Here is a 20,004-nt window from a genome sequence, read left to right on the forward strand (position 1 = left end):
CGGCGGCATGTGGCATTGACAACGGCCCACTCAAGTTTTGTGCTTGAAATGTGGCAGTGCCCTCGCGGAAGGGGACGGAGATGGCACGTGCGGTCGGGATCGATCTCGGTACCACGAACTCGGTGGTGGCCGTCCTGGAAGGCGGCGAGCCCACCGTCGTCGCGAACGCGGAGGGGGCCAGGACCACACCGTCGGTCGTGGCCTTCGCGAAGAACGGGGAGGTGCTCGTCGGCGAGGTCGCGAAACGGCAGGCCGTGACGAACGTGGAGCGCACGGCCCGTTCGGTCAAGCGGCACATGGGCGACGCCCACTGGCGCTTCCCGGAGCACGGCTCCGTCGACGGCACCCGCTACCAGGCGCAGGAGCTGTCGGCCCGGGTGCTGCAGAAGCTGAAGCGGGACGCGGAGTCCTACCTCGGCGAGGACGTCACGGAAGCGGTGATCACCGTCCCCGCCTACTTCGACGACTCCCAGCGGCAGGCGACCAAGGAGGCCGGGGAGATCGCGGGCCTGAAGGTCCTCAGGATCATCAACGAGCCGACCGCCGCGGCCCTCGCCTACGGCCTCGACCGGGGCGAGGAGCAGACGGTGCTCGTCTTCGACCTGGGCGGCGGCACCTTCGACGTGTCGCTGCTGGAGATGGGCGAGGGGGTCATCGAGGTCAAGGCGACCAACGGCGACACCCACCTCGGCGGCGACGACTGGGACCAGCGGATCGTCGAATACCTGGTCAAGCGGTTCAAGGGCCAGTACGGCATCGACCTCGGCAAGGACAAGATGGCGTTGCAGCGGCTGCGCGAGGGCGCCGAGAAGGCCAAGATCGAGCTGTCCGCGTCGTCCGAGACGACGATCAACCTGCCCTACATCACCGCCTCCGCCGAGGGCCCCCTGCACCTCGACGAGAAGCTGACCCGCGCCCAGTTCCAGGAGCTCACCGCGGATCTGCTCGACCGCTGCAAGACCCCCTTCCACCAGGCGGTCAAGGACGCGGGCGTGCAACTGTCCGCGGTCGACCACGTCATCCTCGTCGGCGGTTCGACGCGGATGCCCGCGGTGACCGACCTGGTCAAGGAACTCACCGGCAAGGAGCCGCACAAGGGCGTCAACCCGGACGAGGTCGTGGCGGTCGGCGCGGCCCTGCAGGCGGGCGTCATCCGCGGCGACGTCAAGGACGTGCTGCTGCTCGACGTCACCCCGCTGTCCCTCGGCATCGAGACCAAGGGCGGCATCATGACGAAGCTGATCGAGCGCAACACCACGATCCCGACCCGGCGTTCGGAGATCTTCACCACCGCCACCGACAACCAGCCCTCGGTCGGCATCCAGGTCTACCAGGGCGAACGCGAGATCGCCGCCTACAACAAGAAGCTCGGCGTCTTCGACCTCACCGGCCTGCCGCCCGCCCCGCGCGGCGTGCCGCAGATCGAGGTGGCCTTCGACATCGACGCCAACGGGATCATGCACGTCTCCGCCAAGGACCTCGCGACGGGCCGCGAGCAGAAGATGACCGTCACCGGCGGCTCGGCCCTGCCCAAGGAGGACATCGACCGCATGATGCGGGAGGCCGAGCAGTACGCCGAGGAGGACCGCAAGCGCCGGGAGGCCGCCGAGACCCGCAACCAGGCCGAGCAACTCGTCTACCAGACCGAGAAGTTCCTCCGCGACAACGAGGACCGCATCCCGGCGGAGACGAAGTCCGAGGTCGAGGCCGCGACCGGCGAGCTGAAGACCCTGCTGAAGGAGAACGCCGAGACCGGCGCCCTGCGCACCGGCGTCGAGAAACTCGCCACCGTCAGCCAGAAGATGGGCCAGGCCATGTACGAGCGGGCCGGGCAGCAGTCGGCCGCGGCGGACGCGGGCGGGGACGCAGGCGCGGGCACGGAGCACACCGGGCCGCACGACGACGGCGTGGTCGACGCGGAGATCGTCGACGACGACACGGACCACAAGGGAGGAGCGGCTTGAGAGCGGCTTGAGGACCGCCGGGCTCCTCGGTGACGAGCGGTGTCACAATGACGCCCTCAGCAGGCGAGGGGATGGGGACAGGCGGCCGTGCCGGACAACCGATCGCAAGTACCTTCGGCGGAAGAGACGGTAGGGACCGGAGAAGCCCAAGAGGCCGGAGAAGCCCGAGAGACCGGAGAAGCCCAAGAGGCCGGAGAAGCCCGAGAGACCGGAGAAGCCCAAGAGGCCGAAGAGGTCCAAGAGGCGGCGGAACGGAGTGCTCGGGCCGGCGGGCCGGCGGCTGTCACCATCGCGTACATCGCCGAGTCCGCGGGCGTCTCGGTCCCCACCGTGTCGAAGGTGCTCAACGGCCGGCCCGGCGTGTCGGACGGCACCCGGGCCCGCGTCGAGGAACTCATCCACCGGTACGGCTACCGCAAGCCGCCGAAGAACCGCAGCAACCTCGTGGAGCTGGTGTTCCGTGAGCTGGAGAGCATGTGGGCGGTGGAGATCATCCGTGGCGTCGAGCGGGTGGCCCGCAGGAACAAGGTCAGTGTCCTCGTGTCGGAGTTCGGCCTCCAGGACACGCCCGCCAGGACCATGGACGACACCGTGGGGCGGCGTCCGCAGTGCGTCCTGTCGGTGGCGCAGCTGTCCGAGGCGGAGCGGGAACAACTGACCGCGAAGGGCATCCCGTTCGTCGTCTTCGACCCCAACGAGGAACTCCCCGACGACGTGCCGTTCGTCGGCGCCACCAACTGGAGGGGTGGTCAGGCGGCGACCCGGCACCTGACCGGACTGGGACACCGGCGCATCGCCATGATCAACGGCCCCGATCACCCGTTCTGCCTTGCGCGTCAGGCGGGTTACGCCTCGGCGCTCGCCGAGGCGGGCCTGCCCGTGGAGCCGGACCTGGTGGTCAAGACCTTCCTCACCCGGGAGGACGGCTACCTGGCGGCACGCGATCTGCTCTCCCGGCCCGATCGCCCCACCGCCGTCTTCACCGCCAACGACATGCAGGCGCTCGGCGTGTACCGGGCGGCGCGCGAGCTCGGGCTGCGCATCCCCGAGGACGTGAGCGTGGTGGGCTTCGACGACGTACCGGCCGTCGCCTGGGTGGACCCGCCCCTGACCACGGTTCATCAGCCGCTGGCCGAGATGGCGGTGGCCGCCACCGAGCTGGCGCTGGCGCTGGGCCGTGGCGAGGACGTGCCCCAGGCCGGGCTGGAGATCGCGACCACGCTCACCGTCCGGGAGAGCACGGCCCCGCCCAAGGACTGAGCGGGCAGGGAGGGCCCCGGGTGCCGGGGCCCTCCCTGGGCGCGGACGGTCAGGAGGCCGTGCCGGTCACCGAGCTTCCGGACTTCGTCACCTGGTACGTCACGGTGGCTCCGCTCCAGAAATGGAAGGTGAGCGTCACCGGCGCACCGTCGTGCAGGGCGTTGAGGAAGTCCGGGGTGAGCAGGAGTGCGTTGCCCGGATAGTCGGGGGAGAAGGCCGCGCTGAACTCCTGGTACGGAGTCCAGTTGGTCTGGCCGGCGTTGCTGCCGTCGGCGTACTTCGCCTCCATGGTCGCCAGCAGGTCGCCGCGGAACTGCGTGGGTATGGTGAGACCACCGGTGGTGCCGGTGGCGTTCGAGAGGACCGGCGTGTCGTACGTGGTCACGTAGATCTTCCAGGGCAGCCCCTTGGAGAACCGGGCCTCGACGGTCGCGTTGGTGCCGTAGGCGCGGTCGCCGGTCAGCCGGGTCAGGGCGGCGGCCGTGAGCGTGAGCTGGTTGCCGGAGACGGTGTAGTCCCGGCCCGAGGTGAGCTTGGTGCTGCCCTGCCACAGGCCCTTGAAGGTGGTGCCGTTCGGGTTCAGCGTCAGCGTCTTCGCCGTGATCGCACCGGACTTGGGCACGAAGACCCGGTCCGAGGAGGCGGTGCCGGAGCGGGTGGTCCAGCTCGACTTGATCTGGGCGATCAGGGCGGGGTCACGCCACTGCAGCGTGCCGCGGTTCAGGAACGAGAAGGGGTCCCACAGGGCCGTGGTCACCCCGGCGGTACGGGCCGCGTAGCCGAACTGCTCGAAGTACTTGAGCGCCTCGCCCTGTTCGACGCGGGAGGGGTGGGTGTGGTCGGGGTACCCCAGCAGTCCGTACTCGCCGATGTAGACGGGGATTCCCTTGGCGACGAGGGTGTCGCGGATCCTGGTGAAGGTGTCGGTCATGTCCTTCTGCGCGGTCTCGTCGTACCGCGTGCCGCCGGCGACGTTCACGCTGAACGGGTACCAGCCGTAGTAGTGCACGGTGGCCACGAGGTTGGCGTCGTTCAGCGCCGTCATCTTGCTGACCAGGGCGTCCATATAGGTCTGGCCGGCGTTGCAGAAGAGGGTGGGCAGCATCAGCAGCCGGGTCGCGTTGTTGCCGCCGGAGGCGCGCACGATGCCGTGGAACGAGGTGTCCAGCTCGTCGAGGTACTGGATGCTCTGCGCGTCGCTGACGTTCTTGAACTGCGGCTCGTTGATGCTCTCGAAGAGCAGTGTCTGCGGGGAGTCCTTGAACTCCGCGGCGACCTGCTTCCAGATGGCGTTGAAGCGGGCCAGGACGTTGTCGTGGTCGGTGGGCATGGCGGAGATCCACTGCCACGAGTCGTGATGGACGTTGATCACGACGTAGAGGCCGTCGGACAGGGCCCAGTCGACCACCTGCTTGACGCGGTTCATGAACGTCGCGTCGATCGTGTAGGGGGCGGTGGCGGACTGGTGGTCGGTCCAGGTGACGGGGATCCGCACGCTGCGGAAGCCCTCGGCCTTGATGGTGTCGAACAGGGCCTTGGTGACCAGCGGGTTGCCCCAGGACGTCTCGTCCGGGATGGCGTCCAGGGTGTTGCCCAGGTTCCAGCTGGGCTGCATCGCCGCCACCGCGCTCACGGGGCTGAGCGCCCGGGTCTTGAGCCCCGCCGACGCCTCCTCGTGGCTCGGTGCGGCTAAGGCGCTGGTGCTGGTCAGCCCGATCGCGGCGACCAGCGCCAGCAGCAGGCCGAGCACCCGTCCGGCACCGCGTCCGCGGTGGCCGCCGGGGCGTTGTGTTCCCTTCATCTCTGACCTTTCTTCGTTGGCCGAGCGGGGGTTCCGCCCGTGGGGGGTCGGTGAAGGCAGGGGTCGAGGGGGAGGCGGGCCGGCCCGGGACGGTGAGGACAGCCGTCACCGCGTGGCCGGTTCAGGGGGCGAGCGGCTCGTAGTCGAACCAGTCGAAGTGGACCGTGCCGGCCGAGGCGTACATGCCGATGACCCTGCCGGTGAAGCCGCCCGCGACCTCGGTCGACAGATAGCGGCCGTCCAGCGTGCCGAGCACGGTGAACGTGCCGTCCGGCTCCTCGACGCCGAGCGTGAGGGTGTCGGGCCCCGTGCGGGCGTCCCGCGGAGGGGTGCCGTTCACGCGGAGGCCGAGGACCACGGGCCCCGGCGGCACGGCCCGGGACCCGACGACGGTACGCAGCGGACCGACGCGGGCGAGCACGCGCACCTCCCCCTCGGACGCCTCGATCTCGTAGTGGTGCTCCTCGTCCAGCCGGACGGCGAGACCTCCGCGCCCCTGCGCCGGATCGATCCGGGTCCGCACCCGGCAGGTCAGGTGCTGCTGGCGGCGGCCGACGAAGACGACGTCCGGATCGTCCAGGCCGTCGCCCCGGGCGCGGAGCGTCAGCCAGCCGGTGCGCTCCTCGGTGGTGCAGTGGGCCTCCGGACGGTTGCGCACGGAGATCCAGTACGGCCGCAGCTCCGCGAGGTCGAAGTCGTCCCGGCCGGCCTCGGCGGGCCCGGGGACGAGCGGCCAGGGCGGGGCGGGCAGGGCGGGCGTCACCTCGCCGACGACGGGCCAGCCGTCCGCCCAGGTCACCGGCGCGAGGAAGGTCTCGCGCCCGAGCACGTGCCAGCCCGGCGTACCACCGCGCGGCCGGACGCCCAGCAGCACCATCCACCACGAACCGTCGGGACCCTGGACCAGGTCCGCGTGGCCGGTGTTCTGGACGGGACGATCCGTACTGCGGTGCGTCAGGATCGGGTTGGCCGGGCAGGGCTCGAACGGACCGTCGGGGGTGCGTCCGCGGGCGATCGAGACGCCGTGGCCGCGCTCGGTGCCGCCCTCCGCGATGAGCAGGTACCAGTACTCGCCGACGCGGTACAGGTGAGGCGCTTCCGGGGCCAGGGCGCCGGGGGTGCCGGACCAGAGCCGCCGGGGCGCTTCCAGCGTCTCCCCGGTGTACGGGTCGATCCGGACCTGCGAGACCCCGGCGACCGTGCACCAGCAGGTGCCGTCCTCGTCCCAGGCGAGGTCCGGGTCGATGCCCTTGACGCCGGGCAGACGGACCGGGTCGGACCAGGGACCCGCGGGGTCGGTGGCGGTGAACAGCATGTTGCCCTCGCCCTCGGCCACGTTCGTGACGATGAGCCAGAAGCGGCCGTCGTGGTGGCGCAGGGTGGGGGCGTAGATGCCACCGGACGACGGCGTGGCGGCGGTCAGGCGGAGCTGGCCCGGCCGGTCGAGGGCGTTGCCGATCTGCCGCCAGTGCACCAGGTCGCGGCTGTGGAAGACGGGGATGCCGGGGAAGTACTCGAAGCTGGAGCAGACGAGGTAGTAGTCGTCGCCCACGCGGCAGACGCTGGGATCGGGGTGGAAACCCGGAATCACGGGGTTGGTCACGGTGGCGTCCGCCGGCCGCTCGTCCGGCATGCCGTCAGGTCCCTGTGACGGCTGGGTGGTTGTCGTTGTCACGGCTGGTTCGTCCCTTGTTCCCTCAGAGCGTCGAAGCGCTTCACTCGGCGGCGAACGCTAATGGCATGTATCTGACGAAACAAGGGGGAGAACGCAGCGAAAGTTTCTTCACCTTGGGCTATTGACAGTCCTCCGGGCCGAATGTCAGCGTCGAAGCGCTTCGACGATATGCTCTCCGCATCAGTCTTCACTAGGGGTTTGCCACGTGGGATCTCCGTCCCTGCCCGCCACCGGCCGGATTCCGTTCCGTGATCCCGCGCTGCCGACCGGCAAGCGCGTCGACGACCTGCTCGGCCGGCTCACCCTCGACGAGCGGATCGCGCTGCTGCACCAGTACGCACCGGCCGTCCCGCGCCTGGGCGTCGCCGCGTTCCGCACCGGCACGGAGGCGCTGCACGGCGTCGCCTGGCTCGGCACGGCGACGGTCTTCCCGCAGGCCGTGGGCCTGGGCGCGACCTGGGACGAGGATCTGGTCCGCGAGGTCGCCGAAGCCGTCTCCGCCGAACTGCGCGCCTTCCACCACCACCGCCCCCCGGTGGACGACATCGGCACCCCCGGCCTCCAGGTGTGGGCGCCCGTCGTGAACCTGCTGCGCGACCCGCGGTGGGGCCGCAACGAGGAGGGCTACTCCGAGGACCCGGTGCACACCGCGCGGCTCGGCACGGCCTACTGCCGGGGCCTGGCCGGCGGCCATCCGGCCTACCTGCGCACGGCTCCGGTGCTCAAGCACTTCCTCGCCTACAACAACGAGGACGGCCGCAGCGTCACCTCCTCCGGGCTGCGCCCCCGTGTACTGCAGGAATACGACCTGGCCGCCTTCCGGCCCGTCGTCGCCTCGGGCGCGGCGACCGGCGCGATGGCCGCGTACAACCTGGTCAACGGCCGTCCCTGTCACGTCAGTCCGCTCCTGGAGACGGAGCTGCGCAGCTGGGCCGCGCCGACCGGACACGAGCTGTTCTGCGTCAGCGACGCCGAAGCGCCGGCCAACCTGGTCGACCCGGAGCACTACTTCGACGACCACGCCGAGGCCCACGCCGCGGCGCTGAAAGCCGGCATCGACAGTTTCACCGACCTGGACGAGGACGGTTCGACCACGGCCGGCCGGCTGCGCGAGGCCCTGGAGCGCGGCCTGCTCGACGAGGCCGACATCGACCGCGCGGCCCGGCGCCACCTCCAACTGCGTTTCCGGCTGGGCGAGTTCGACCCGGACCTGGATCCGTACTCCGGGATCGCTCCGGACGTGATCGACTCGCCCGAGCACCGGGCCCTCGCCCTGCGCGCCGCGACCGAGTCGGTGGTGCTGCTCAAGAACGACGGCCTGCTTCCGCTCCGGGCGGACCGCGCACCGCGCATCGCCGTCATCGGCCCGCACGCCGACACCCTGTACGAGGACTGGTACAGCGGCACCCTGCCCTACCAGGTCGGCATCGCGTCCGGGCTGCGGGCGGCGCTCGGCGCGGGCGGCGGCGACGTCGTCACCGAGGAGGGCGCCGACCGGATCGCGCTGCGCTCCCGCACCACCGGCGACCTCCTGGCGGGCACCACGTTCGACGTCGCCGAGTGGGGCGACGGTGTGCTGACCCTGCGCGACGCCGCAACCGGCCGCCACCTCGGCCGCAAGGACGACGACTCGCTCGCCGTGGACCGCCGGGTGATCAAGACCTGGTACGTCGACGAGACGTTCACCCTGGAACCGGACCCGCTCGGCGAGCCCGGCACCGTGCTCCTGCGCCACGTCCGCACCGGCCGCTACGCGGCGGTCGACCCCGCCGACGGCCGCCTCCGCGTCACCGCCGACACCCCGCGGACCGCCGAACGCTGGCAGCGCGAACTGCTGCGGGACGGGCCGGCCGAGGCACGCCGGGCCGCCGCGGCGGCCGACGCGGCGATCGTGGTCCTCGGCAACCACCCGCTCATCAACGGCCGCGAGACCGAGGACCGTTCGGGCACCGCACTGCCCGGCACGCAGGAGGCCCTGCTGCGCGCGGTCGCCGCGGTCCGCCCGCGGACGGCGCTGGTCGTCATGAGCAGCGGCCCCTACGCCGTCGACTGGGCCGACGAGCACCTGCCCGCCGTGGTGTGGACCTCCCACGGCGGGCAGGAGACGGGCCGCGCGCTGGCCGCCGTACTGCTCGGCGAGGCCGACCCGGCCGGCCGGCTGCCGCAGACCTGGTACCGCGGTGACGACGAGCTTCCGCACCCCCTCGACTACGACGTCATCAAGGCGGGCTGGACCTACCAGTACCACCGGACCGCGCCCCTGTACGCCTTCGGGCACGGCCTGTCCTACACCGGCTTCGCCCACCGCGACCTGCGGCTGTCGGCCCCGACGACGGCCCAGGACGGTGCGCTGGACGTCTCGGTGACGCTGTCCAACACCGGGGACCGGCCCGGCAGCGAGGTGGTGCAGCTCTACGTCCGGGCAGTGGACGCACGCTACGAGGCGCCCCGGCTGCGGCTCGCCGACTTCCGCAAGGTACGGCTCGAACCCGGCGAGAGCCGGGAGGTGGCCTTCCGGCTGCCCGCGGAACGGCTCGCCCACTGGGACGTCGCCACCGGCGCCTTCACCGTGGACCCCGGCGCCTACGAGGTCCTCGTCGCCCGCTCCGCGGAACACGTCGTCCTGACCGCCCCGCTGACCGTGACCGGCCCCGCCCCCGCACCCCGCGCGGTCGCCGGCCGGCGCACCCGGGCCGCCGACTTCGACGACCACACGGACATCACCCTCGTCGACGCCACCCGCGCCGCCGGCGACGCGGTCACCCCGGCCGGTGCCGGGCGCCCCGCGACCCTGCTGTTCCGCTCGGCCGACCTGTCCGGCGCCACCCGCTTCGAGGCGGAGGTCGCCCGCGAGGACACCGGGCCGGGCGGGGCGGTGCTGGAGGTCCGGGCCGGCGACCGGCTCATCGCCGCCACCGCCGTCCCGGTGACCGGCGGCCGCCACACCTGGACGACGGTGACCACTGCGACCGCGTCCCCCGTCGACGGCGTCCACGACCTGCGGCTCACCCTGCACGGCGACTTCCGCCTCGCCTCTTTCCGCTTCGACTCCCCGAAGGTTCACAACGCATGACCGATCAGGTCTTCCCGGTACTGCCCGCCGGCTTCCGCTTCGGCGCCGCCACCGCCGCCTACCAGATCGAGGGCGCCCACGACGAGGACGGCCGCGGGCCCTCCGTCTGGGACACCTTCAGCCACACACCCGGCCGTACGCTCGGCGGCGCCACCGGCGACACGGCCGCCGACCACTACCACCGCTACCGCGAGGACGTCGCCCTGCTGCGCGACCTCGGCGTCGACGGCTACCGCTTCTCGATCTCCTGGCCCCGCCTGCTGCCCGCGGGCACCGGCCCGGCGAACCCCAAGGGCCTGGACTTCTACGACCGTCTGATCGACGAACTGCTCGCCGCCGGCATCGAGCCCTGCGTCACCCTGTACCACTGGGACCTCCCGCAGGCCCTGGAGGACCGCGGCGGCTGGCGCGTCCGGGAGACGGCGGAGGCGTTCGCGGCGTACGCGGCCCTCGCCGCCGAGCGCTACGGCGACCGGGTACGGCGCTGGATCACGCTCAACGAGCCCTACTGCTCCGCCTTCGTCGGCCACGCCGAGGGACGCCACGCGCCCGGCACCCGGGAGGGCGCCGGCGCCCTGGCCGCGGCCCACCACCTCCTGGTCGGCCACGGTCTGGCGGTGCGCGCCCTGCGCGCGAGCGGTGACCACGAAGTCGGCATCACCCTCAACCTCGACCGGATCCACGCCGCCTCGGACCGGCCCGAGGACCTCGCGGCCCTCCGCCGCGCCGAGACCCTGCACAACGACGTCTGGACCGAGCCGCTGTTCGCCGGACGCTACCCCGAGCACGAGTCCGAGACGTGGGCCGGGCAGGCGGACGGCCCCTGGCGGCTCCCGGACGACCTGCGACTGATCGGCACGCCACTGGACTTCGTCGGCCTGAACTACTACCGGCCCATCTGCGTGGCCGCGGCGCCGCACCAGGCCGACGACCCCGCCGGGCGCACCGCGGTGGACATCGGCGTGGCCGAGGTGGACCCGTACGGCACCCGGCACACCACCATGGGCTGGCCCGTCGTCCCGTCCGCGTTCACCGAACTGCTCCGCGACCTGCACGCCCGCCACCCGCGGCTGCCTCCCGTCTGGATCACCGAGAACGGCTCCGCCGAGACCGACACCGTCGCACCCGACGGCCAGGTCCACGACACCGACCGGATCGGCTACCTCGCCGACCACCTGGGCGCCGTGGCCGACGCCGTCGCCGCCGGGGTGGACGTGCGCGGCTACTACGTCTGGTCGCTGCTGGACAACTTCGAATGGGCACGCGGCTACGAGCAGCGTTTCGGCCTGATCCGCGTCGACTACGACACCCAGACCCGCACCCCCAAGGACAGCTACCGCTGGTACCGGGACCTGATCACCGCGCACCGCGCCCGTACTGAGGAAACCCGATGAAGTTCACGGACGGCTACTGGCTCATGCGTCCGGGCTGCACCGCCCACTTCGCCGCCGAGATCGCCGACGTGCGCGCCGACGGGCACCGGATGACCCTCTACGCGCCGGTGAAGCAGGTCACCCGCCGCGGCGGCACCCTCAACAGCCCGCTGCTCACTGTCGAGTGCTGGTCCCCGGCCGAGGGCGTGATCGGGGTGCGCACCACCCATCACGCCGGATCCGCGCGCCGCGGACCGGACTTCGCGCTGCCCGGCGCCGGCGAGGACGCGGGCAGGGTCGGCCGCGAGGGCCCGCTGCTCACCCTCACCTCCGGCGGGCTGACCCTGCGCGTCGACACCTCCCGCCCGTGGCGGCTGGAGTTCGTCGCGGACGGGCGCGTGCTGACCTCCGCGGGGGAGCGGGGCAACGGATTCGTCACCGACGCCGAGGGCCGCCACCACATGGTCGGGCAACTCGCCCTCGGCGTCGGCGAGTCGGTGTACGGCCTGGGCGAGCGGTTCACCCCGTTCGTCAAGAACGGCCAGACGGTGGACATCTGGCAGGCCGACGGCGGCACCAGCAGCGAACAGGCCTACAAGAACGTCCCGTTCCACCTCACCAACCGCGGCTACGGCGTCTTCGTCAACCATCCCGGCAAGGTCGGCTACGAGGTCGGCTCGGAGTCGGTCGGCCAGGTGCAGTTCAGCGTCGAGGACCAGTCGCTGGAGTACTTCGTCGTCCACGGCCCCACCCCCAAGGAGGTCCTCCAGCGCTACACCGCGCTGACCGGCCGCCCGGCCCTGCCCCCGGCCTGGGCCCTGGGCCTGTGGCTGACCACGTCCTTCACCACCGACTACGACGAGGCCACCGTGGGCGGCTTCATCGACGGCATGGCCGAACGCGGCATCCCGCTGAGCGTCTTCCACTTCGACTGCTTCTGGATGCGCGCCTACCAGTGGTGCGACTTCGACTGGGACTCCGAGACCTTCCCCGATCCCGAGGGCATGCTGGCCCGGCTCAGGGAACGCGGCCTGAAGATCTCCGCCTGGATCAACCCGTACATCGCCCAGAAGTCCCCGCTGTTCGAGGAGGGAATGCGCGAGGGCCACCTGGTGCGCCGGCCGGACGGCAGCGTGTGGCAGTGGGACCTGTGGCAGGCCGGAATGGCCCTGGTCGACTTCACCTCCCCGGCCGCCCGCGACTGGTACACCGGCAAGCTGCGCACCCTGCTCGCCCAGGGCGTGGACTGCTTCAAGACCGACTTCGGCGAACGCGTCCCCACCGACGTCGTCTGGCACGACGGCTCCGACCCGGAGCGGATGCACAACTACTACACCCACCTGTACAACCAGGCCGTCTTCGAACTGCTGCGGGAGGAGCGCGGCGAGGGCGAGGCCCTGCTCTTCGCCCGCTCGGCCACCGCCGGCGGCCAGCAGTACCCCGTGCACTGGGGCGGCGACTGCGACTCCCACTTCGGCGCCATGGCCGAGTCGCTGCGCGGCGGCCTCTCCCTGGGCCTGTCCGGCTTCGGCTTCTGGAGCCACGACATCGGCGGCTTCGAAGGCACCCCCACCCCGGCCGTCTTCAAGCGCTGGGTGCAGTTCGGCCTGCTCTCCTCGCACAGCCGCCTGCACGGCAGCAACTCGTACCGCGTCCCGTGGGACTACGGCGAGGAAGCCGTCGAGGTCACCCGCGAGTTCACCCTCCTCAAGCACCGCCTCGCGCCTTACCTCCAACGCGCCGCGCAGCAGGCGCACACCACCGGCGTCCCGGTGATGCGCGCCATGCTGCTGGAGTTCCCCGACGACCCCACCGCCGCCCTGCTCGACCGCCAGTACATGCTCGGCGACGACCTGCTCGTCGCCCCCGTCTTCTCCGACGACGGCACCGTCGAGTACTACGTGCCCGAGGGAACCTGGACCAACATCCTGACCGGCGCCCGGGTCACCGGCCCGCGGTGGGTGACCGAGCGGCACGGCTTCCACACCCTGCCGCTGCTCGCCCGCCCGGAGTCGGTGATCCCGCTGGCCGCCGACGACCAGCGGCCGGTCTCGGCGTGGGCGGAGGACGTCGAGCTGCGCGTGCACGCCTTCGCCGACGGGGCCGAGCGCACGGTCGTGATCCCGCGCACCGACGGCACCGGCGAGACGGCCCGCTTCCACGTCCGCCGCGAGGGCGGCCGGCTCCGCGTGACGACCGACAGCCCGCACCCCTGGCGGCTGCGGACCGGCGGCCCGGGCGGCGCGGTGCACACGGTCACCGGGGGAGCCGCGGTGACCGAGGTCCCCTACGAGGACTGAGGCGTCCGGCGCGCCGGCCAGGCGCCGGGCCCGTCGTCCGGATCATGCCGCCGCGCGCTCCCCGGGTACGGCCCCGGGGAGCGCCCGGCGCGTGCGCCGGTCAGTTCTTGCGGGCCACTCCCGCGTAGACCGGTACGACGCCCTCGGCCTGGGCCGTGACGTCCTCCGGGTCCGGGCGCCAGCCGTAGACGGGGATCACGCCGGGGCCGAGCAGTTCCAGGCCGTCGAAGAAGCGGGAGAACTCCGGCAGGGTGCGCGGGTAGAAGGGCGTGCCGCTCCTGCGGAACAGCTCCGCGGCCTTGGCCACGCCGTCCGGGCTGAGGTCCTGGGTGACCTGGGAGAGGATCAGGTGGCTGCCCGGCGCGAGGACGTCGACGTACCGCTTGACCAGGCCGTACACGTCGTCCTCCGCGTCGCCCAGGTAGTGGGTCAGCGCCACCAGGGACAGCGCCACCGGACGGTCGAAGTCCAGCGACTCGCCGGCCAGGCGCAGGATCGTGCCGGGGTCGCGGACGTCGGCGTGGATGTAGTCGGTGCTGCCCTCGGGCGTGCTCTGCAATAACGCCTGGGCGTGCCGCAGCACGATCGGGTCGTTGTCCGCGTACACCACTCTGGCCTCCGGGGCGGCCGCCTGGGCGACCTGGTGCAGGTTGGGCTCGGTGGGGATGCCGGTGCCGATGTCCAGGAACTGGCGGACGCCCGCCTCGGCCGCGGTGCGCACGGCCCGGTGCATGAACCGGCGGTTGGCCCGCGCCCCGCGCACCGCGGTCCCGTCCGAGGCCAGGATCCTGCGGGCCAGTTCCTCGTCCACCGGGTAGTTGTCCTTGCCTCCCAGCCACCAGTCGTACACCCGGGCCGGGTGCGGCCGGCTCGTGTCGATCTGGACGGCGGTGGCGTCGGATCCGGTCATGCGCTGTCTTCTCCTCGGTCTCTCGGAAGGTGCTTCGGCGTGCTTCGGCGGTGCTTCGAAGGTGCTTCGGAGGTGCTCGGAATGTGCGTGCCCGGAAGGGGTGCGCCCGGAAGGTGCGGCGCGTGATCCGGTGGCGGGACGGCTCAGAAGTTCTCGCGGTACTCCCGCAGGATCTTCTTGGTGCGCTCGGCCGACGCGGCGCGCGCGGTCATGTGGTCCAGGACCTCCAGGTGCGCGGAGACCTCCTTGCGGGAGTCCAGGTACAGCGCGCCGGTGAGGTACTCGGCGAAGACCAGGTCGGGCAGCTCGGGCTGGGCGAACCGGAACAGCGTGAAGGGCGCGACCGTCCCCGGGTGCGGGCCGTCGGAGAACTCGGCGACCTGGAGCGTGATCCGGTCGCGTTCCGTGAACTCCAGCAGCTTGTCCAACTGGTCGCGCATCACCTCGGAGCGGATGCTCACCGGGCGCCGCAGCACCGTCTCGTCCATGATCACCCACAGGTGGGGCGGGTCGGGGCGCTCCAGCAGCCGCTGCCGGGCCATGCGCAGCGACACGTGCCGCTCGATGCCTTCCGGGCCGGTCTGCCCGACCGTCCCCGCCTCCATGACGGCGCGCGCGTACTCCGGGGTCTGCAGCAGCCCCGGCACGAAGTGCGGCTCGTAGGAGCGGATGATCCGGGCGGCGCCCTCGAGACTGACGTACAGGCTGAACCACTCCGGCAGCACGTCGTGGAACCGCTGCCACCAGCCCGGCCGGTTCGCCTCCTCGGCCAGCGCGACGAACGTGGCCGCCTCGGCTTCCGACACGCCGTACGTGGTCAGCAGCACCTGCACGTACGGGATCTTCAGCGCGACCTCGGCCATCTCCATCCGCCGCACGGTCGCCGGCGCCACCCGCAGGACGCGTGCGGCCTCCTCACGTCTGAGGCCGGCCGCCTCCCGCAGTTCCTGCAGGCGCCTGCCGAGCACCACCTGCCCCACCGTGGGAGCGGGACGCCGCTCACTCACGCCACGCCTCCCCTACGCACCGTCGTCTGCGCGAAGCAGTGTGTCATGTTCCGTCGACACTCTCACAGGATCCGCGAAGATACACATCGGGCTGCCGTCACGCGTGCGGCACCGGCGACTGGAGGTACTTGACCGTCGCCGGGTCGGCCGGAAGGAACGTCTCGATGGCCAGCTCGGCGACCGTCACGTCCATGGGCGTGTTGAACGTGGAGATGGACGAGACGAAGGACAGCGTCCGGCCCGCGTGCTCGATCACCATCGGCAGCGCGAAGTACGGCACGGACTCGGCCGGTTCGTGGCCCTGCCCGCCCGCCGGCACCGGATACGCCGCCACCTCCTCGTACAGCTCCCGCAGCGGCTCGGAGCGGTCCAGGGCGATCTGCCGCTCCATCTGGGCCAGCAGATGCCCGCGCCACTCGCGCAGGTTGCGGATGCGGGGCGCGAGGCCCTGCGGGTGCAGCGTCAGCCGCATCGCGTTCAGCGGGGGCTTCAGCAGGGCGTCGGGGACGCCCTCCAGCAGCATCATGACGCCCCGGTTGGCCGTGACCACGTCGTACGTCGCGTCGACCACCAGCGCCGGATAGGGCTCGTAGCCCTGGATGAGACGCTCCAGGCCCGCGCGCAGGGCGTCCAGCGCGGGGGAGTCCAGCGGGGTCCTCGGGTAGCGGGGGGCGTAACCGGCCGCCAGCAGCAGGGCGTTGCGCTCGCGCACCGGCACCTCCAGGTGCTCGGCCAGCTTCAGCACCATCTCCTCGCTCGGCCGGGAGCGGCCCGTCTCGATGAAGCTGATGTGCCGGGCGGAGGAGTCGGCGCGCAGCGCCAGCTCCAGCTGGCTGACCCGCCGCCGCTCCCGCCACGCCCGCAGTAACGGGCCGACGCCCTGGCCGGCGGGGACGGCGGCGGACGCGGTGCCGCCGGAGGCGAGAATCGTCATACGGAAGACCGTAGTCGACGGCGGCTGGATGTCCGTGGCTCAAGCCGCACCGCGTGGTTCTGACCAGGGACGCGGCGGCGCGGCTGTGGCAGGCTGGAAGAGGCGTACCGGCCCCCGGAGAGGAGCGAGTTCATGCCCGTCGAACCGCTGTCACGCACCGAGATCGAGGACCGGCTGGCCGAGCTGCCGGGCTGGGCGGCCGACGGCGACCGCCTGACCCGCTCCTACCGGCTCGGCTCGCACTTCGCGGCCACCGCCATGGTCGTGCACGTCGCCCAGATCCAGGAGGAGCTCGACCACCACTCCGACCTCACCCTCGGCTACCACACCGTCTCCCTGTCCGTGAACACGCACAGCGTCGGCGGGAAGATCACCGAGCTGGACTTCGCGCTCGCCCGGAGGGTGGAGGCGCTCGCGCCCGGGCACGGAGCCAAGTGACGCCGTGCTCGACTACGACAAGGAAGCCGACGTCTACGACGCCTCCCGCGGCGGTGAGCCGAGGGCCGAGGCCGCCGCCGACGCCGTGCTGGGCCTGCTCCCCGCACGCGTCGGCCGGCTCCTCGACATCGGCTGCGGCACCGGGATAGTGACCCGGAGGCTGGCCGCCGCGCTGCCCGCCGCCCGGGTGACCGGCGTCGACCGGACCCAGGGCATGGCCCGGATGGCCGCCGCGCGGCTGCCCGGCACGGTCGTGCTGGCGGACAGCCGCGCGCTGCCGTTCCCGGACGCCGCCTTCGACGCCGTCACCAGCGTCTGGCTGCTGCACCTCCTCGACGAGGACGGCGTCCGCGCCGCCGTCGGCGAGTGCGCCCGGGTGCTGCGCCCCGGCGGGGTGTACGTCACCACCGTGGACAAGGCCGCGTCCCACAACGTCGGCAGCGACATCGACGCCGTCCTGGCCGCCCGCCCGCGCAGCCCGGCCCGCGACGCCGCCGACCGCGTCACCCGGCGCGCCGCCGAGCACGGGCTGCTCCCCGCCGGGCAGGCCGGCTTCCCGGGCCGGGGCCAGGGCCGCAGCCCCCGCCGCACCATCGCCGACCTGCGGCGCGGCTGGTTCGTCACGCTGCCGCCCGGCGATCCGCTCACCGAGCGGTTCGCCACCCGGCTCGCCCAGCTGCCCGACCAGGACCGGCCGCGCCCCGACCCCGTGTTCCACCTGCGCGCCTTCAGGAAGCCCGGGTGAAGTCCATCGTGCAGTCGGTCGGCCAGGTCCGGCCGCCGTCCACGGAGAACGCCTGCTCCCAGCGGGCGGCGGCGGGGGAGAGGACCGTCCACCCGAACCGCACCCGCACGTCCTTCCCGTCGTGCCGGTCATCGCCGTAGAACTCGCCGCGGCGGTCCGCGAAACCGCCCACGACCGGCGGGAACCTGTACCGCCGCCGGGCCGAACCGACCGACGTGCGGCGCCGCCTGGAGCCGTACGGCCTGGTGCTGAAGGCGGGCCGCTGGTACGTCGTCGCCGTCCCGGGGCCGCGCACCTTCCGTATCGACCGGATCCTCGAACTCACCTTGACCGAAGAGGAGTTCGCCCGACCTGACGACTTCGAGCCGGCCGTGTACTGGACGGCGTACCAGCCCGGCCGGGCCCGAAGAGGCGGATGGCTGGCGGCTGTTCACCGTTCCCATCGAGTCCTTCGGCCACGCGCACGGCGAGTTCCTGCGCCTCGGCGCGGACGTCGAGGTGCTGCGCCCGGCGGAACTGCGCGCCAAGATGGCGAGAACCTCGCCGAACTGGCCGAAAGATACGGCAACGCGGCGCGGAGCGCCGGCGACTGAGAGAGCGGAACCCATCCGTCCTCCCAGGAGGTCCGTCCCGTGCAGCACCCGCACCCGCACCGCAGACGCCGAGTCCTGCTCTCCGCCGCCACGGCGGCCGCCGCCCTCGTCGGCGCCGGACTCACCGCGCTGCTTCCCCCCACGGCGGCCCAGGCCGCTACGGCGCGGCAGGTCGAGAAGCTCGACCGCGGCCTGGTCAGCGTCCACACCAGCAGCGGCAACCTGATCAGCTGGCGCTGGCTCGGCACCGACCCGGACAACGTCGCCTTCAACGTCTACCGGTCCGGCGCCAAGCTCAACTCCAGCCCGATCACCGGCTCCACGAACTACTTCCACTCCGGCGGCGCCGCCAACGCCGACTACACCGTCCGCGCGGTCGTGAACGGCGCCGAGCAGGGCGACTCCGAGCACGCGCTGCAGCTGAGCAACGGCTACAAGGACGTCCCCATCACCCCGCCGGCCGGCGGCACCACCCCGGACGGCGTGGCCTACACCTACGAGGCCAACGACGCCTCCGTCGGCGACCTGAACGGCGACGGACAGCTCGACCTCGTCCTGAAGTGGCAGCCGACGAACGCCAAGGACAACTCCCAGTCCGGCTACACCGGGAACACCGTCCTGGACGGCATCAAGCTCGACGGCACCCGGCTGTGGCGCATCGACCTGGGCCGCAACATCCGCTCCGGCGCGCACTACACGCAGTTCCAGGTCTATGACTACGACGGCGACGGCAAGGCCGAGGTCGCCATGAAGACCGCCGACGGCACGGTCGACGGCACCGGCGCGGTCATCGGCTCCTCCTCCGCCGACTACCGCAACTCCAGCGGGTACGTGCTGTCCGGCCCCGAGTACCTGACCATGTTCAACGGGCAGACCGGCAAGGCGATGCAGACGGTCGACTACGTCCCGGCCCGCGGCACGGTCTCGTCGTGGGGCGACTCCTACGGCAACCGCGTCGACCGGTTCCTGGCGGGCACCGCCTACCTGGACGGCTCCCGCCCCTCGCTGATCATGGCCCGTGGGTACTACACCCGCACGGTGATCGCCGCCTGGGACTGGCGGGGCGGGGCCTTCACCCGCCGCTGGACCTTCGACACCAACTCCTCGACCAACTCCGGCAAGGGCTACGACGCCCAGGGCAACCACCAGTTGTCCGTCGCGGACGTCGACGGCGACGGCAAGGACGAGATCGTCTACGGTTCGATGGCCGTGGACGACAACGGCTCCGGGCTGTGGACCACGAAGAACGGCCACGGCGACGCGATGCACGTCGGCGACCTGGACCCGTCCCGGGCGGGCCTGGAGGAGTTCAAGGTCGACGAGGACTCCTCCAAGCCGTCGTCCTGGATGGCGGACGCGAGGACCGGCCAGGTCATCTGGTCCACCCCCGCCAACGGCGACAACGGCCGCGGCGTCTCCGGCGACATCTGGGCCGGCAGCGCCGGCGCCGAGTCCTGGTCGGCCGCGGAGAGCGGCATCCGCAACCCCAAGGGAACGGTCGTCGCGAGCCGCAAGCCGGGCTCGACCAACTTCCTGTCCTGGTGGGACGGCGACACCGTCCGCGAACTCCTCGACGGCACCCACATCGACAAGTACGGCACCTCGTCCGACACCCGCCTGCTGACCGGCGCGTCGGTGCACTCCAACAACAGCACCAAGGCGACGCCGTCGCTGTCCGGCGACATCCTCGGCGACTGGCGTGAGGAGGTCGTCTGGCCGACCAGCGACAACACGGCGCTGAGGATCTACTCGACGCCGTACGAGACGAGCACCAGGATCACCACCCTGCTGCACGACACCCAGTACCGCACGGCCCTGGCCTGGCAGAACACCGCCTACAACCAGCCCCCGCACCCGAGCTTCTTCATCGGCGACGGGATGGCGACGGCGCCGCGGCCCACGGTGTACACACCGTGAGCGGAGGTGGGTGC

The 20,004-nt window shown here is 71.9% G+C and carries 14 protein-coding genes and 1 pseudogene; 9 read left to right on the forward strand and 6 right to left on the reverse strand.

The features are described from left to right. Positions 1–80 precede the first annotated feature (80 nt). Positions 81–1,964 (forward strand): molecular chaperone DnaK, encoded by a 1,884-nt coding sequence (gene dnaK / locus AB0G63_RS27610; RefSeq protein WP_360755368.1) that lies wholly within the window; start codon positions 81–83, stop codon positions 1,962–1,964. Positions 1,965–2,252: 288 nt separating this feature from the next. Further along, positions 2,253–3,224, forward strand: a complete 972-nt coding sequence (locus AB0G63_RS27615) for a LacI family DNA-binding transcriptional regulator (protein WP_360755414.1) — start codon at positions 2,253–2,255, stop codon at positions 3,222–3,224. 49 nt (positions 3,225–3,273) lie between these two features. On the opposite strand, the gene AB0G63_RS27620 is transcribed toward AB0G63_RS27615, so the two are convergent. Together AB0G63_RS27620 and AB0G63_RS27625 are read right to left on the reverse strand one after the other, a co-directional pair. Further along, positions 3,274–5,025 carry a cellulase family glycosylhydrolase gene (locus AB0G63_RS27620; protein WP_360755371.1) on the reverse strand — a complete coding sequence of 584 codons (1,752 nt, stop codon included), beginning with the start codon at positions 5,023–5,025 and terminating at the stop codon, positions 3,274–3,276. Positions 5,026–5,146: 121 nt separating this feature from the next. Then, complete coding sequence (locus AB0G63_RS27625; RefSeq protein ID WP_360755374.1) at positions 5,147–6,658, reverse strand: glycoside hydrolase family 43 protein; 1,512 nt, start codon at positions 6,656–6,658, stop codon at positions 5,147–5,149. A 247-nt stretch (positions 6,659–6,905) separates the two neighbouring features. On the opposite strand from AB0G63_RS27625, the gene AB0G63_RS27630 reads away from it, so the two are divergent. The 3 genes from AB0G63_RS27630 to yicI are packed head-to-tail and all read left to right on the forward strand — an operon-like array spanning position 6,906 to position 13,446. Further along, on the forward strand, positions 6,906–9,773 hold the full coding sequence (locus AB0G63_RS27630; RefSeq protein WP_360755376.1) for a glycoside hydrolase family 3 C-terminal domain-containing protein: 2,868 nt from the start codon (positions 6,906–6,908) through the stop codon (positions 9,771–9,773). Beyond that, positions 9,770–11,167 (forward strand): GH1 family beta-glucosidase, encoded by a 1,398-nt coding sequence (locus AB0G63_RS27635; RefSeq protein ID WP_360755379.1) that lies wholly within the window; start codon positions 9,770–9,772, stop codon positions 11,165–11,167. Before AB0G63_RS27630 ends, AB0G63_RS27635 begins: the two co-directional genes overlap by 4 nt. After that, positions 11,164–13,446, forward strand: coding sequence for an alpha-xylosidase (yicI, locus tag AB0G63_RS27640; RefSeq protein ID WP_360755382.1), 2,283 nt, complete (start codon positions 11,164–11,166; stop codon positions 13,444–13,446). The genes AB0G63_RS27635 and yicI overlap by 4 nt, the downstream gene beginning before the upstream one ends. 100 nt (positions 13,447–13,546) lie before the next feature. On the opposite strand, the gene AB0G63_RS27645 is transcribed toward yicI, so the two are convergent. The 3 genes from AB0G63_RS27645 to AB0G63_RS27655 form a co-directional block, all read right to left on the reverse strand. Beyond that, positions 13,547–14,356 carry an SAM-dependent methyltransferase gene (locus tag AB0G63_RS27645; protein ID WP_360755384.1) on the reverse strand — a complete coding sequence of 270 codons (810 nt, stop codon included), beginning with the start codon at positions 14,354–14,356 and terminating at the stop codon, positions 13,547–13,549. Between the two features lie 143 nt (positions 14,357–14,499). After that, a complete protein-coding gene (locus AB0G63_RS27650) occupies positions 14,500–15,363 on the reverse strand; it encodes a helix-turn-helix transcriptional regulator (RefSeq protein ID WP_360755386.1) in 864 nt (287 codons plus the stop codon). A 97-nt stretch (positions 15,364–15,460) separates the two neighbouring features. Next, positions 15,461–16,297 (reverse strand): helix-turn-helix transcriptional regulator, encoded by an 837-nt coding sequence (locus tag AB0G63_RS27655; RefSeq protein ID WP_360755389.1) that lies wholly within the window; start codon positions 16,295–16,297, stop codon positions 15,461–15,463. Between the two features lie 132 nt (positions 16,298–16,429). Here AB0G63_RS27655 and AB0G63_RS27660 point away from each other — a divergent pair, with 132 nt between their 5' ends. Both AB0G63_RS27660 and AB0G63_RS27665 read left to right on the forward strand, forming a co-directional pair. Then, positions 16,430–16,735, forward strand: coding sequence for a 4a-hydroxytetrahydrobiopterin dehydratase (locus AB0G63_RS27660; RefSeq protein WP_360755392.1), 306 nt, complete (start codon positions 16,430–16,432; stop codon positions 16,733–16,735). Between the two features lie 4 nt (positions 16,736–16,739). Further along, positions 16,740–17,480 carry a class I SAM-dependent methyltransferase gene (locus AB0G63_RS27665; protein ID WP_360755394.1) on the forward strand — a complete coding sequence of 247 codons (741 nt, stop codon included), beginning with the start codon at positions 16,740–16,742 and terminating at the stop codon, positions 17,478–17,480. Here the strand turns inward: AB0G63_RS27665 and AB0G63_RS27670 are convergent. After that, on the reverse strand, positions 17,464–17,652 hold the full coding sequence (locus AB0G63_RS27670; protein ID WP_360755397.1) for a hypothetical protein: 189 nt from the start codon (positions 17,650–17,652) through the stop codon (positions 17,464–17,466). The two genes, AB0G63_RS27665 and AB0G63_RS27670, sit on opposite strands and share 17 nt — an antisense overlap. Before the next feature lie 73 nt (positions 17,653–17,725). Here AB0G63_RS27670 and AB0G63_RS27675 point away from each other — a divergent pair. Then, positions 17,726–18,299: pseudogene (locus AB0G63_RS27675) on the forward strand (WYL domain-containing protein). Beyond that, complete coding sequence (locus AB0G63_RS27680; RefSeq protein ID WP_360755417.1) at positions 18,203–19,990, forward strand: rhamnogalacturonan lyase; 1,788 nt, start codon at positions 18,203–18,205, stop codon at positions 19,988–19,990. Before AB0G63_RS27675 ends, AB0G63_RS27680 begins: the two are co-directional and overlap by 97 nt. Positions 19,991–20,004: the final 14 nt, after the last annotated feature.

Source organism: Streptomyces sp. NPDC020996, from assembly GCF_040641355.1.
In the GTDB taxonomy this organism is placed as follows: domain Bacteria; phylum Actinomycetota; class Actinomycetes; order Streptomycetales; family Streptomycetaceae; genus Streptomyces.

Bases quoted from the DNA above. Each gene is read 5' to 3' on its own strand.
- yicI (WP_360755382.1), top strand. From the start codon at position 11,164: ATGAAGTTCACGGACGGCTACTGGCTCATGCGTCCGGGCTGCACCGCC.
- dnaK (WP_360755368.1), top strand. From the start codon at position 81: ATGGCACGTGCGGTCGGGATCGATCTCGGTACCACGAACTCGGTGGTG.
- AB0G63_RS27645 (WP_360755384.1), bottom strand. From the start codon at position 14,356: ATGACCGGATCCGACGCCACCGCCGTCCAGATCGACACGAGCCGGCCG.
- AB0G63_RS27620 (WP_360755371.1), bottom strand. From the start codon at position 5,025: ATGAAGGGAACACAACGCCCCGGCGGCCACCGCGGACGCGGTGCCGGA.
- AB0G63_RS27635 (WP_360755379.1), top strand. From the start codon at position 9,770: ATGACCGATCAGGTCTTCCCGGTACTGCCCGCCGGCTTCCGCTTCGGC.
- AB0G63_RS27660 (WP_360755392.1), top strand. From the start codon at position 16,430: ATGCCCGTCGAACCGCTGTCACGCACCGAGATCGAGGACCGGCTGGCC.
- AB0G63_RS27625 (WP_360755374.1), bottom strand. From the start codon at position 6,658: ATGCCGGACGAGCGGCCGGCGGACGCCACCGTGACCAACCCCGTGATT.
- AB0G63_RS27655 (WP_360755389.1), bottom strand. From the start codon at position 16,297: ATGACGATTCTCGCCTCCGGCGGCACCGCGTCCGCCGCCGTCCCCGCC.